At 71.8% G+C, this 14,216-nt stretch carries 9 protein-coding genes; 3 read left to right on the forward strand and 6 right to left on the reverse strand.

Going from position 1 to position 14,216, the window contains the following annotated elements:
- Positions 1-105 precede the first annotated feature (105 nt).
- Complete coding sequence (locus WMF44_RS29355; RefSeq protein ID WP_437293361.1) at positions 106-1,803, reverse strand: DUF1592 domain-containing protein; 1,698 nt, start codon at positions 1,801-1,803, stop codon at positions 106-108.
- An 83-nt stretch (positions 1,804-1,886) separates the two neighbouring features.
- The gene (locus WMF44_RS29360; RefSeq protein ID WP_437293362.1) at positions 1,887-3,140 is read right to left on the reverse strand and encodes a hypothetical protein; all 1,254 of its coding nucleotides are present in this window, start codon (positions 3,138-3,140) and stop codon (positions 1,887-1,889) included.
- A gap of 297 nt (positions 3,141-3,437) precedes the next feature.
- On the opposite strand from WMF44_RS29360, the gene WMF44_RS29365 reads away from it, so the two are divergent.
- Positions 3,438-5,321 carry a vWA domain-containing protein gene (locus WMF44_RS29365; RefSeq protein ID WP_437293363.1) on the forward strand — a complete coding sequence of 628 codons (1,884 nt, stop codon included), beginning with the start codon at positions 3,438-3,440 and terminating at the stop codon, positions 5,319-5,321.
- A 159-nt stretch (positions 5,322-5,480) separates the two neighbouring features.
- On the opposite strand, the gene WMF44_RS29370 is transcribed toward WMF44_RS29365, so the two are convergent.
- Entirely contained in the window at positions 5,481-6,425 is a 945-nt protein-coding gene (locus WMF44_RS29370; RefSeq protein WP_437293364.1) for a LysR family transcriptional regulator, read from the reverse strand.
- A 172-nt stretch (positions 6,426-6,597) separates the two neighbouring features.
- Here WMF44_RS29370 and WMF44_RS29375 point away from each other — a divergent pair, with 172 nt between their 5' ends.
- Positions 6,598-7,041 (forward strand): DoxX family protein, encoded by a 444-nt coding sequence (locus WMF44_RS29375; protein ID WP_437293365.1) that lies wholly within the window; start codon positions 6,598-6,600, stop codon positions 7,039-7,041.
- A 40-nt stretch (positions 7,042-7,081) separates the two neighbouring features.
- Here WMF44_RS29375 and WMF44_RS29380 read toward each other — a convergent pair whose 3' ends face one another.
- Positions 7,082-9,514: a substrate-binding domain-containing protein gene (locus WMF44_RS29380; RefSeq protein WP_437293366.1), complete on the reverse strand. Its 2,433-nt coding sequence runs from the start codon at positions 9,512-9,514 to the stop codon at positions 7,082-7,084.
- Positions 9,515-9,689: 175 nt separating this feature from the next.
- The gene (locus WMF44_RS29385) at positions 9,690-11,243 is read right to left on the reverse strand and encodes a hypothetical protein (protein ID WP_437293367.1); all 1,554 of its coding nucleotides are present in this window, start codon (positions 11,241-11,243) and stop codon (positions 9,690-9,692) included.
- An 830-nt stretch (positions 11,244-12,073) separates the two neighbouring features.
- Here WMF44_RS29385 and xylA point away from each other — a divergent pair.
- The gene (gene xylA, locus WMF44_RS29390) at positions 12,074-13,405 is read left to right on the forward strand and encodes a xylose isomerase (protein WP_437293368.1); all 1,332 of its coding nucleotides are present in this window, start codon (positions 12,074-12,076) and stop codon (positions 13,403-13,405) included.
- Here xylA and WMF44_RS29395 read toward each other — a convergent pair.
- A complete protein-coding gene (locus tag WMF44_RS29395; protein WP_437293369.1) occupies positions 13,386-14,117 on the reverse strand; it encodes a DUF2306 domain-containing protein in 732 nt (243 codons plus the stop codon). The genes xylA and WMF44_RS29395 overlap by 20 nt on opposite strands.
- Positions 14,118-14,216: the final 99 nt, after the last annotated feature.

Raw genomic sequence — 14,216 nt, forward strand, 5'->3', positions numbered from 1 at the left:
GCGGCCAGCGTGAGGTCTGCCGGGGCGCGCTTCGAGGGAGCGCCGCGTCACGCCGAGCGCCGCGCCGCTCCGCCACGAGCGCTGCGCCGCGCCCCGCCGCCGGCCTCAGTTTCCGCGGACGCGCAGACGGAACGAATCTGTCTGGGTAAGATCGGCGAGCAGGTCGAGAATGGTGTAACCGTCGGCAGACAGCTTGGCGTCGAGCTCATCGACGTCGCAGAAGTCGTTCGGGTTCGGCTGCCGCCCGGTGGCGAAGGTAACCCACCGCTCGGCATAGTGGTGCTTCGCCGCCCGAGCAGCGGCGAGCTCGTTCATCAGCTCGAGCGGTGTCTCGATCGTCTCGGTGATGTCCATGCCGAAGCGGACGTCGGCGGTTCCATCGATGGGGCCGCCGAGCGGATCGGTGGTCTGCAGCTTGCCGACGGCGTCGTACCGCTCGAGCACGAAGCCCGGCGGATTGATGTAAGGGACGTGGCACGCGGCGCACGCCGCCGGAGAGGTCAGCGCCTCGACGCGCTGGCGTTGCGTTGTGTATTCGCCCGGAGGGGGCACCGGCTCCGCGACAGGCGGGGGCACCAGGCTGATCCCGAGCAGCCTCGAGATGAACGCGCCCCGGAGGATCGGGCTCGTGGCGGCGTAGGACGAGTAGGAGCTCAAGAACCCGACGCGGGTCAAGAACCCAGGCCGCTCGGCCGGGTCGAGCTCCACCCGCGTCAGCTCCGCGCCGAAATTCGCTGGATCGAGCCCATAGAGCGCCGCGGTGTCCTCGTTGACGAAGGCGACGTTGCTCAGGAAGAGGTCTTCGAACGACCCCCCTTCGAACGCCACCTCCTCGAAGAGGGCGTCGATCTCCGCCATCATGGGAGCGACCGCGTCCGGGGAATAGTCGGGGTACAGGGTCGTGTCGTGATCGTGGATTCCCCAGTGCGAGCTCTGGCGAATCTCCGCGTAATCGCGATGGAAGGCGACAACGACCGGCGCCGTCTTCTCGCGGATCCGGATCATCCGCCGCGCCTGCGCCAGGATCTGCTCCCTGGTGGCGAGCTGGCCAGCGTCGGCCGCGGCGTTCAGGATGTCATCTGGAACGGAGTCCCAGAGCAGGAACGAGAGCCTCGCCGCCACTTCGTAGCTGGAGAGCTTGACGGCGCTTCCCTCCGGCTCCTCCGCCAGCTCGGGGCGCAGGATGAACGAGGGCGAGGCGAGGAAGGTGAAGAGGATGGCCTCGGCGATCTCGTCGGGCGTGCCCTGGGGCTCGACCGCGGTGAGCCGCAGGAAGCTCTGCACCTCTTCTTCGAGCAGAGGACGACGGAAGGCCTTGCGACCGAAGTCGATGATCGTCTCTTCGAGGCACCCGGACGCCGCCGGATCGCAGCTGACGAACCTGGACCTGTTCGGCCCGGCGATCACCTCGGCGGCGATCTGCTCGGCGACCGCGAGGTAGGCGTTCCATGCGACACCCGTCATGTCCCCCTCGAAGTCGGGGGCGAGCAGCGTCGACGGCGGGCCGTTGCCGGCGCTCGCCAGCGCGGTCACGCCGAGCAGATCCCGCACCGCCGCGTCGTACTCCCGGTTGAGCAGGCGCGGGATCTGGGACGTCGCCGGGACGCCGGGGACACAGGGATCCCCCCCGCCGCTGCCTGGGCCCTCCCCGACGCTGACCGTGGTGCCGTGGCCAGCGCCGCCGCCGCCGTCTCCACCGCTGCCGCCGGTGTCGTCACCCACGATCGTGATCTCGCAGCCAGCGACGATGAGCGAGAGCACCGCGAAGAAGCCGAGTGAAGGTACGGCTTTCAAAGGTCTCATGGCAAAGCCTCCCGCCGTAGCAATCTCCGAGTCTCTCCCCCGGGATCACAATTTCGCCGCGCGTCGCTCCCTGCGGCCGGCGATCAGAGCGAGAGGCCGGCGCCGACGCGGAGCGTCCACGTGACAGCGGGCACCTCGTGGATGAGCTGCGCGGGGTGCTCGAACATGAACGATCGCCGCACCAGCGGAAATTCCGGTCCACCTTGCGCGTCGATCCGCACGAGGGAGCCGAGCGTGGCGGTCACGCGCGCGAGGAGCCCGAGGCTGGCCCAGGGGACGGTGCCCTCGTCCACGTCGGAGATCGCCTCGCCGACCAGCCCGGTGCCGTGAAGGAAGCCGCCCTCCGCGCCCACGCAGGGCCCGAGCGAGAGCCGGCGTGTCGGGCGGAAGAGATCCGCGCAGGCGTCGACCCGGCCGATCCCGCGCAGGAAGAGGGCGCCGCCCGGCCCGGCGTCGACCGCGCCGGTGGCGGCCACCTCGGCGGCGACGCGGAACGCCGCGCCGAGGCCCAGATCGGCGCGCAGCTCGACGAAGGGCCCCCCGCCGAGCAGCGCCTCGGGGGCGACCCCGGAGGCCGCGCTCCCCTGGAGGCCGAGCGTCCACGGGCGCTGCTCCACGGGCGGCCGTCGCGGCCGCGGAGGGTGCGAGGCCCCCGCGACCGGCGACGGCGGGCGGATCGGCAAGGGGCGCGCGGCCGGCGCCGGTGGGGCCGGCGCGGCAGCGGGCGGCTGCGGCGAGGTCCCCGCGCCTGGCGCTGCGCCGCCAGGGACGCCAGCCCCGGCGGATTGCGCGGCCCCGGCCGGCTGCGCAGGAGCGGCGGGATCCGCGGCGGGCGGCGGGGCCGCGACGGGATCCTCGGCCGGCGCTGGCGCCCCGCCGGCATCCCGGGCCCCGCCAGCCTCCGGCGCCTCGGACGAGCGCAACCCGACGGCCGGCGGTTGCGGATCGAGAGACGCGGTGGGGTCGACCCGGAGGGCCGTGATGAGCGCCAGGGCCGCGACGACCTCGCCGCACGTCGAGCCGTCGACCTCGCGGACGCGCGCGTCCTCGCCCTTGCCGAGCGTGATCCGGCCGCGGCTCCTGCCCGCGCTCGAGGTGATGCGCACGCGCACGTCGAGCGCCGCTTCGTCCGCCACGGCGGCGCGGGCGAGGTCCGTGCGCGCGGTCACCTCGCGCAGGAACGCCCCGGCGCCGGGACAGCCGTCGTGCGCCTCGTACGCGATGCGCAGGCGCTGGACCTCCGCCCAGGCGTCACCCCCGGTCAGGGCGCCGGCGAGCACGACGACGGCTGCGAGCCAGCGCGGGTGGTGGAGCACGGCACTCTCGAACGCACGCACGGCGCGGAGGGTACACCGAGCCATCGTCCGCGGCGGCATTGCGGTCATCGCCGTGCGCTTCTCGGGCTCGATCCAGGGCCATTTGCCCCCTCCGCGCGGCCCAGAGCCGTGAGGGCGCTCGGCGCACTTCCATCGCCGGCGCGCCGCGGACGCGCCCCATCGCACCTTGGCACACCTCGAGACGATTCAGGCCAACATGAGCCGAACACCGTGGCGCAAACGAGGCATCCATCGGCGGAACAATTGATGATTTCCCTGGCACCGCCCGTGCGAGAGCGCCGGCCCGTGGAGGTGTTCATGGCACAGTTTCAGCGTACAGCGCTCGCTCTCATCATCCCCGCCTCGTTGTCGATCGCCTGCTCCTCGTCGAGCGACCCGCCGCCGCACGAGCCGCTCCAGCTGGGCGAGGCGCCGGCGGCGATCTGCGGCGGCGGCGCGACCCGCGAGGGGGACGGCTCCGGCCGCGACCCGGTGGCGGGCGTGGGCGCGAGCACGGGCACGGGCGCGAGCGCGGGCGTGGGCTCGAGCGGCGGCTCCACGGACCCCAACGCAGAGCCGCCCGCGGGCGAAGGAGGCGCCGCGGGCAGCGGGGGTTCCGGAGACGCCAGCGGTGGCTCCGGGGGCGGATGCGCCGAAGGTGGGGCCGGCGGCGGTGGCGGCGACGGCGCCGGCGGGTGCGGCGACGAGGGCGGCAGCGGCTCGGCCGGCGGCGGCAGCGGCTCGGCCGGCGGCGGCAGCGGATCGGCCGGCGGCGGCAGCGGATCGGCCGGCGGCGCGGCGACCGGCGGCAGCACAACGGCGGGCGGCGGGGCCGGCAGCTCGCGGGACGCCGGGCCCCGGCTCGCGCCGCAGGCCAGCGGCGGCTCGTGCGCGGGGGTCAACCTCTCCACGCCGCTCACGCTGTACCTCTCGTCCGACGACTCCAACTCGATGGCATCTCCGGTCATCGTCCGCCGCCAGATCGAGCGCGGCGCGCCGCTGATCGACCCCTATGTCATCCGCACACACGAGTTCCTCAATTACTACCGGTACTCGTTCGCCCCGGCCGAGCCGGGAGAGCTCTCGATCGTATCGCAGCTCGGCTCCTGCGTGCTCACGGGCGATCTGGCGCTCCAGATCGCGGTGCAGTCGAGCCGGGCGCCCGCCGCGCGCGAGCCCATGACGATCACGCTCGTGCTCGACACGTCGGGATCGATGTCGGGAGAGCCGATCGAGCTCGAGAGGGCGGCCGTCCGGGCCATCGCGTCGACGCTCATCGCGGGCGACGTCGTGAACGCGGTCACCTGGAATACGGGGCAGAGCCCCGTGCTCGAAGGCCACGTCGTCTCGGGCCCCGACGACCCCGTGCTGCTCGGGGTCGCGAGCGCGATCGAGGCCGACGGAGGCACCGACCTGTACAGCGGCCTCGCCGCGGGGTACGCGCTCGCCAACGCGCACAGGACCGCGGGCGGCATCAACCGCGTCGTGCTGATCAGCGATGGACAGGCCAACGTCGGGGTGACCGAGGAGGAGCTCATCGGAGAGAACGCCGAGGACGCGGACGGAGAGGGCGTCTACCTCGTCGGCGTCGGCGTCGGCGACGGCGTGAACGACACGCTCATGGACGTGGTCACCGACGCCGGCCGCGGCGCGTATGTCTACCTCGACAGCGCCGACGAGGCGAGGCGCGTCTTCGTCGACCGGTTCGCCGAGACGGTCCTCGTCGCCGCGCGCGACGTGAGGATCGAGCTGACGCTCCCGCCGTACTTCGGCATCCAGAAGTTCTATGGAGAGGAGTACTCGCCCGATCCGGCCAAGGTGCGCACGCAGCACCTCGCCCCGAGCGACTCGATGATGCTGTATCAGATCCTCCGCCCGTGCGACCCGTCGCTGCCGAGCGCGAACGACCCGTATCGGGTCCGCGTCACCTGGCGCGACGCGACGACCGGCGAGGCCAGGGAGGCCGTGCAGCAAACCACGCTCGGAGGGCTCGGGATCGACGACGGCAACCTCACGAAGGCGGCGGCGATCATCGCGTATGCCGAGGCCCTCAAGCAGCTCGTCGAGCTCGGCCCCTTCGAACGCGCGAGCGCGCTCTCGGCCGCCCGGGAGACCGTCCTCGCCGCGAACACGACCGGCGCCGACGCCGATCTCCTCGAGATCGCGGCGACCCTTCAAAAGATGATCGACAACCAGCCCTAGAGCGGTCTTCAGCTGAGCCTCGTACGAGCGTCCCAGAGCGGCGGTCACCCGCACAGGAGACGGGCCCAGATCGGCGTTTTCGGCGCGGAAGCGCACTCCCGTGCGCTGAGCACCGAAAACGCCGAGGTGGGCCCGTATCCGAAGCGGGTGCCCGCCGCTCTAGCAGGCGAGGCGCTTCACCCAGGCAAGGACGAAGTCGCGGAACACCGCCACGTTCCGCGGCACGTGCCGCGCGCTCGGATAGACGAGGTACAGCGTCCCTGCGCGCTGCGACCACTCCGGCAGCACGTGGACGAGGCGGCCGCTCGCCAGCTCGGGCGCGGCGAGGACGCGCGGGAGCGGCCCGATACCGCCCCCCGCCCGGAGCACCGAGCGGATGAGCTGGAAATCGTCGGTCGCGATGCGCCCGGTCGCCATCGCGTCGCGCACCGAGCGGGGGCCGTCGACGGGCTGCTGGCCGCGCCGGCTGTTGGGGAGGAACACCACCCGCTCGTGGTCGGCGAGCTCCTCGAACGCGCGGGGCAGGCCGCGGCGCGCGAGGTACGCCGGCGCAGCAAAGAGCTGCACGTAGGAGTCGAGCAGCTTGCGCACGACGAGCGAGGAGTCCGGGAGCTCGCCCGTCGCCCGGAGCGCCACGTCGAAGCCCTCGCGCAAGAGGTCCACCCGGCGCGTGGACATGTCGACCTCGAGCGACAGCAGCGGGTAACGCGCCCCGAACTCGACGAGCATCTCTCCGAGGAAAGACTCCCCACCATCCGGGGGAGCGCTCAGCCGTATCGTGCCCTGGGGCTGCCCTTGATAGGCGTCCAGCGCCTGCGCCGCGTCGCGGAGACCGGCGATGTGCGGCGCCACGTCGCCGAAGAAGCGACGGCCCGCCTCGGTCAGCGCCACGGCGCGCGGCGACCGCTGGAGGAGACGCACCTGGAGGCCGTCCTCGAGCCGCGTCACAGCGCGGCTCACCGTCGACTTCGGGACGCCGAGCTGCTCCGCCGCGGCGGTGAACGAGCCCAGCTCCGCCACCCTGGCGAACGCGGCGATCTCATCGAGCTGGGGCGCCCGGGCAGGGCGCGCTCGCGCTGCCGCGCTGGGGCTGGGGCTGGGCATGGTAGGACCTCACGAGGGGTAAACGGCGCCGATCGGGGGCTCTCGCCAGGTTGCGCCAGCGCAACGTTGTGTTGAGCCGTTGCACGATAGCACCGGGCGCCGCGAGGGCGCATCTGGAAAGGCGTGGGCGCTCCGATTCGGGAGAGCCCGCCACACCTCAGCGAGGCTCATCATGAACAACGTCAAGCGTTTCGCCCCCACCGCCGCCCGCGTCCTGCAAGGGCTCGTGTTCTTCGTGTTCGGGCTCAACGGCTTCTTGCAGTTCCTGCCGCAGCCCCCGGCCCCGGAGGCCGCGGCCAGCTTCGCGGGCGCGCTCGCGGCGACGGGGTACATGTTCCCGCTCATCAAGGGGACCGAGGTCGTCGCAGGCGCGCTGTTGCTCTCGAACCGCTACGTGCCCCTCGCGCTCGCGCTCCTCGCGCCCATCGTCGTGAACATCGTCGCCTTCCACACCTTCCTCGCGCCGGCGAACCCGGTCACATGGCTCGTCCTCGCCCTCGAGCTCTACCTCGCCTTCGCGTACCGGGCCGCGTTCCGCCCGATGCTCGCCGCGCGCGTCGACGCGAGCGCCGGCGCGGAGCAGAGCAAGCTCCGGCCTGTCGAGAGCGCGGCCTGAGCCGCCCCGTTCGCGCCGACCCGATCGGCGGCCGTCGCCGTCAGCGCTGATACAGGATGCGGCCGCCGGTCTTTCTCAGGGCGTACCGGAAGCCGCGCGCCAGGTCGACGTGCGTGACCATCGCGCCGACGTCCAGGCCCTGGGCGACCATCATCTGCGCCGCCCCCGCGGTCACGCCGACGAGCACCGCCTCCGCGCCGAGCAGCGCCGCCGCCTGCGCCGCCCGGACGAGCTGGTTCGCCGCCGTGGCGTCGACCACCGCCATCCCCGTCACGTCGATCAGCACCACCTGCGCGTCGTGCTCGTGGATCTCCTCCAGCAGCGACGCGATGAAGCGGCCCGAGCGCTGGGCATCCATCGTGCCCACCACGGGCATGACCAGGATTCCATCGGCGATCGGCACCACGGGGCTCGACAGCTCATGGATCGTCCGGAGCATCGACTCCTGGAGCTGGTTGGCCCGCTCCAGCGCGACGCTCCGCTCGGAGATCCGGCTGAACAGCCGGGCGTTCTCGAGGGCCACGGCCGCGGTGCCGGCCACGCGCTCGAGGAACGGCACGTCGTCGCTCCCGCAGGCGTCCTCACGCTCGCTGCTCAGGACGAGGACGCCGACCACGCTGCCCCGCGCCCGCAGCGGCACCCCGACGAGCGTCCGCGCGCCGGCGTGCCCGCGGAGGAGCGAGGCGTCTTCGCGCCCGTCGTGCCCGGCCGGATCGATCACGAGCGGGCGGCCTCCGTCGAGCACCCGGCCGACCAGCGAGCGCGGCGAGAAGGACACGCGCTCCTCGACGACCGGCTCCCTGCGCGCCGCCACGCCGATCAACAGCACCTCGATCGGTCGGCCGGCGGCGTCGCCCTCGACGCGCCGGCTCGCGACGCGGCGGGCCGCGTCGAGCGCGAGGTGATCGCTGAGCATCGTGGACCACGGCGTGTGCTCGAGGGTGACGCAATCGACGCCTGTGTGGATGATGCGCGAGGCCGGCAGCTCCGCGAGCGTCGGCTCGACGCCCCGGGTGATCATCCGGTGGACGATCTCGGCGGCGCGGTACCCCATGTCGTACTCGCGCTGCACGATCGTCGCGTGGATCGCGCCCCGGCGGAGCAGCGCGACCGTCGCGGAGAAGAGATCGAACGCGACGATCTTGAGCTCCCCGCCCCTGCCGATCTCCCTCGCGGCGCGGCCCCATGCCGGCCCGCCGCCGACCGCCACCCCGAAGGCGCCGGCGATGTCCGGCCGCCGCTGGAGGGCCGCCCGCGCGAGCTCCGTCCCGAGCTCCTGATCGTGCTCGCTGTCCTCGTGGGGGGGCAGCACGGTGAACTCGGCCCCTTCCATCGCCGCGCAAAACCCCTCGATGCGCTCGCGCGTGTTGATCGCGTCCTTCGTGGGCCGCTGCGACGCCACGACCCCGCCGCGCGGCAGCAGCCGCCGCATCACCTCGCCCGCCAGCCTGCCCGCCGCCACGTTGTCCGTGCCGATATAGAGCGGGGCCCGGCTGCCCGGGACCGGCGGCGTGTCGACGACGATCACCGGGATCCCCGCCTCCGCCGCGCGCCGGAACCCCTCCTCCGCCTCCTCGGGGGCGCCCGGAGCGATGATGATGCCGTCCACACCCCGCCGGATGCCGTCCTCGAGGATCTCGCCCTGGCCTCCCGGGCCGCCCGGGGGCCCGAGGCGGAAATCCACGGAGATGCCGAGGCCGCGCGCGGCGTCGACCGCGCCGTCGCGCAGGGTGTGGAAGTACGTCATGGGGGCCGACCGCCCGGCCCGGAACACGCGGGCGTCCAGCGCGCCCGAAGCGGCCGCGGCGCCCTCTCCGCCGCCGGCGTCCTCGACGAGCCACAGCTCCACCGAGGCCCATTGCTGGTCGATCTGCACGCCCTTGATGCCGTGGGCGAGCGTGTCCAGCAGGTGGTCCGGCTCCACCGTGGTGCCCACCGCGTTCAGCACCTGCTCGAGAAGGCGAATCTCCTGCGCCAACCTCGCCTTCTCGTCATAGAGCCTGCGCCGCTCCAGCGCGGCCCCGGCGGCGTCCAGGAAGACCTCGAGCATCGCGCGACGCTCGCCCTGCGGAGGCTCGAGGGTCGCCTGCTCCAGCGCGAGGTAGCCCGCCGGCGTTCCCCGGACGACGACGGGCGCGACGAGCACCCCCGCGCCCGCGGGCACCGCGCCCTCTGCCGCGATCGCGAGAGGCAGGTGCGCTTCATACCACGCATGTGCACCGACAACGCACATCCCGCTCGCCGCCTCGGGCGCCGCGCGCGGGGCGCGCGGGCCGCTCGCGGTGGCGAGGCCCGCGTCGGTCGGGAGGTTCACCCCCTGCCGAGCGAACGCGTCGAACCCTTCGAGCGCCCTGTAGACGAGGCGGTGCCCTTCGCAGAGGAGCAGGCTGCCGCGCGGCGCGCGCGGCGCGATCGCCATGGCCCGTCGCACGATCTGCTGCAATGTCGCGAAGAGATCCACTCCATGGCGCATACGGGTCCCGCTCGATCCGCCGTCACGACGCGCGACGCGGTGCCCAGAAGGCGCGATGAGCCACAGTTCTGTCAAGGTCGATTTGCCCATCTCCCCCGGTGTGTGGGCCGGCTCGCGGCCCGCCGTCGACGGCCGAGGTCGCCAGGGAGGGGGCGAGTCGCCCGCGCGGCGCGCGCTACTCGCAGGGCAGGATGCGCAGCACCCGGATCGAGGTGTTCGAGCCGCCGGGCGCGGCGAACGCCACGCTCCCGTCGGGAAACGCGACGAAGTCCTGGTAACGATTGCCGAGCACGTCGACCTCGAGCGGCTCGCCCTCGGCCTCGCCGGTGGCGCGATCGCGCGTCTGGAGGAACAGCGCGCGCGCCGCGTCGTTGCGGGCGATATCGCCGGCCCTCGTCGTGGTCTCCCAGGCCGCGAGCATGCGGGAGCGGCCGTAGGCGGCCAGGTGCGGAGCGCGGTGGTTCATGCCCGCGTCGCTGGCGATCGTGAGGTCCTTGTCCGGGGCGCCGTCGGTGAAGTGGAGCAGCCGGACCTCCGCGAGCCCGTTCGCGCCCGCCGGCTGGCCCGAGCGGATATTGCTCGTCGTGAGCCAGTAGCCGCCGCCGGCCGCCGTGACGAGGTTCCCAAGGTTCGAGTAGGCGAGATCGACCGGATAGATGGTCTTGTAATCCGGCGCGAACGCGATGCGGTTGTTGTTGTCGGTCTTGCACACCGTCACGAACTTCCGGGCGCTGTCGTCCCAGAGGATGCGCTCGTAACCGCTGTGGCTGCAGCCCCAGTCGAAGCCGTCCCTCTGCAGCGCGCCGTTCGCGTCGACGACCTTCATGCGATCGCCCTGGTGGATGTTGATGCACCCGCCTTGCGAGACGCTGATCGCGGCGCCGAAATAGCCCGCGTAGCGCGAGCCGTCGAAGGCGATGCGGCCGTGGTGCGCGTACCACCAGATCATGTACACCGCGGGCCCGGTGGGGCCGGTCGAGTAGGGCGGCAGCGCGGCGCTCGAGCTCGTGAGCTTCGTCGCCCAGGTGGCGCGCTCGCCGTCGAAGCGGACCATGTACATGTCGTGACAGGCGATCGGAGGGGACGGCGGCGTACCGCACAGGTTCGAGGGCGCGCCGCAATTCAGCGTCCCGCCGCCCTCCGCATCGCGGGTGAGCAGCAGCACGCCGCCGCTGTCATCCGCGTAGAGGTCGGCGAAGTCGTTCGCCGGCAAGCCGAACGAGCGCCCCACGGCCTTGTCATCGGCGTCGAGCTCGAGCACGTGGACCTGTCCGTCGTCGCTCATCCATGCCAGGCGCGACCCGCCGGACGGTATCGGCGAGATGACGAGCGGCTTCAGCGCGGCCTCATCCTCGTTGTTGATCACGCGGCCCCCGACGTCGACCTGGGTGATGCGAATGCGGTCGCGGGTGACGCCGCACGCGCCTGGGCCCGGATCCCCGCCCGCCCCGCCGCCGCTCGCGCTCGACGCCCCGCCGCCGCTCGCGCTCGACGCCCCGCCGCCGCTCGCGCTCGACGCCCCGCCGCCGCTCGCGCTCGACGCCTCTCCGCTGCTCGCGCTCGACGCCCCGCCGCCGCTCGCGCTCGACGCCTCTCCGCTGCTCGCGCTCGACGCCCCGCCGCCGCTCCCGCTCGATGCGCCTCCGCCACTGCTCGACACCTTGCCGCCCGACTCGCCAGCGCAGCCCGGGGGCAAGGCAATAAGAACCAAAGACCAGATGACTCGCATGGTTCGTCTCGACATCTCGCCACGTTACCCCCGCAGGCCCCCGGTGAGGGGTCCGGCGGCTCGGCAAGGCCTCCTGCGCCACCCGAGGCGCCCCTGGGCAACGCGCTTGCGGCGCCGACCGTCGCTCGCGATCCGCCGCGATGGCCGCAGTCTCGCCCGCTCCAGACCACCGACCGCCCCCCGTCACGCCGGTCCTGGCGAGCGTTGACACGCACACGCTGACCTGGTAGGTGAGCGAAGCGTCCGTACGAGCGCGGCTGGCGGCAAGCCACGCGGATGAGTCCTTGCCTCGCGAAGCGACGGACGCGCAGGGCTAGGCCCCTCTCGGGCACCGCCCACGTCGACGTTCCGCCGCCAGGCGCTTGAATGCCATGTCGCTGTAACATGCCGCCGCCGTGGACCGGCTCGCTCAACACGGCCGGCGTCGCAGGGAGCGGCAGCACGAGCGCCTTGGCGGATCCAGCGAGGGCAGCGCAGGCAACCTCGGTGAGGTCTCGCGGCTCGCCCCTGCGGGGAGGTTGACGCGGCACAGCTAGCCAGAGTCGACGGTGCGAGGCGCCGGAGGCCCACCCTAGCCTCCGACCCGGCACCATGTTATTGCTAGCCCGCCGATTCCGCCACGCGCGCAACTGATGCGCGCCGGTGGTTCTGACTTGAGGAGCGCCGGAGCCACAACAAACGCAACATGCCTGGAAGCCCAGCGCGGGCGTGGAGACGCCGCCTCCACCCTGGCCCGGAGACCAGAGCCCTGGGGCAACCCCCGCGGACACCGTTGTCGAAAGCGCCCTCTGAACTAAGGCACACGCAAACCACGAGCTGGAGATCCGTTTATGACCGTTGTCACTGGAGACAGAGAGTACTTCCCGGGTGTTGGCAAGATCCCCTACGAGGGGCCTGAGTCCGACAACCCCCTCGCCTTCAAGTGGTACGACGCCAACCGCGTCGTCGCCGGCAAGGCCATGAAGGATCACTTCAAGTTTGCCGTGTGTTACTGGCACACGTTCTGCGGGCGCGGGCACGATCCGTTCGGTCCGGGGACGATCAACTTCCCCTGGGACGAGGGCAAGGACGCGCTGGCCCGCGCTCGCATGAAGATGGACGCGAACTTCGAGTTCATCACCAAGCTGGGCGCGACGCACTACTGTTTCCACGACATCGACCTCGTGGAGGAGGGCGAGAACCGCGCCGAGACGTCGCGCCGCCTCCAGACCATCGTCGAGTACGCCAAGCAGAAGCAGGCGCAGTCGGGCGTCAAGCTGCTGTGGGGCACGGCGAACCTGTTCTCCAACCCGCGTTACATGAACGGCGCCTCCACGAACCCGGATTTCTCCGTGCTGGCCTACGCCGGCGCCCAGCTCAAGGACGCCCTCGACGCGACCATCGCGTTGAACGGTGAGAACTACGTGTTCTGGGGCGGCCGCGAAGGGTACATGAGCCTGCTGAACACGGACATGAAGCGCGAGAAGGCGCACTTCGCTCGCTTCTTGACCATCGCCCGCGACTACGCGCGCGCGCGCGGCTTCAAGGGGGTCTTCTTCATCGAGCCCAAGCCCATGGAGCCCTCGAAGCACCAGTACGACTTCGACGCCGAGACCGTGATCGGGTTCCTGCGCGAGCACGGCCTGGACAAGGACTTCAAGCTCAACCTCGAGACGAACCACGCGACGCTCGCCGGCCACACCATGGACCACGAGATGCAGGTGGCCGCGGACAACGGCATGCTCGGCAGCATCGACGCCAACCGGGGCGACTACCAGAACGCGTGGGACACCGATCAGTTCCCCTACAACATCAACGAGACGGTCGAGATGATGCTCATCCTGCTCCGCAGCGGTGGGTTCCAGGGCGGCGGCGTCAACTTCGACGCCAAGCGCCGCCGCAACTCGAGCGATCTCATCGACACCTTCCACGGGCACATCGGCGGCATGGATGTGTTCGCCCGCTCGCTCCTCATCGCCGATGACCTGATCCGCAAGTCGCCGCTCGAGGCGATGCGCAAGGCGCGTTACGCGTCCTTCGACGGCGGCAAGGGCGCCGAGTTCGAGCAGGGCAAGCTGACGCTGGAGCAGCTGGCCGAGATCGGCAACGCCGGCGGTGAGGTCAAGCTCACGAGCGGTCAGCAAGAGCTTTACGAGAACATCGTCAATCGCTGGATCCGATAAGCCGAGCGATCGCGGGGACGACAGCCGGGCGACGCAGCTGCGCGCCCGGCTGTTTCTCTTTCCGAAGAGATGCAGCTCTCCTGCGGATGATCCACTCCGCGACGGCGACGTTGATCACCCAGCCGGCGCCCATCAGGACCGCTCTGACGCCCTCGCCCGGCGCGCCGAAGAGCAGCACCCACGGCACGTGGGTCAGCACCTGAGTCCCCGCGCCCAGGCCGATCGCGTAGCCGCGCAGCATGAAGGCGCCGTGACGGACGAAGTCGCGCCGCGAGATGGCGACGAGGCCGAGCACGAGCGACATGAACATGGCAGAGCCGAACAGCACCCGGAGGACGGCGAGGGCGTCGCCGTCCCCCTTGGGGAGCTCGTAGGACGCCTGCATCCACAGACCCGAGGCGGCAGCGACGAGCCCTGACGGGGCCACGGCCCACCCCGCCGCGCGATGCCAGCGAGGCTTCCGGCGGCGAACGCCCGAGGAGAACTGGAACGCACCCAGCACCGAGAATACGCTGACACTGAGAATGTGCAGCACGATGGGCACGGGCGCAGCGAAGAAGCGGGCGTTGTCCGGGGTGACCTTGGCGCCGGCGCTCAGCTCGGCCAGGCGGAAGGCGCCGGCCACCACGGGGACCGCGCTGAGGCCGAGCAGCAGCGCGGGTACGAGCCAGTCTCGCTTCGCCGAGGGGGTCGTGGTGCTCTCGTTCGTCATGCCGAAAAGCTAGGGACGGCCCTCGTTGCCTCGCAATTGGCGCAAATGTCGGATCTGGGTCGGCCGATTGCCCGATGGGGCGATCGTACTTTCGGCCAG

This window comes from Sorangium sp. So ce426 (genome assembly GCF_051475585.1).
Lineage (GTDB): Bacteria > Myxococcota_A > Polyangia > Polyangiales > Polyangiaceae > Sorangium > Sorangium cellulosum_B.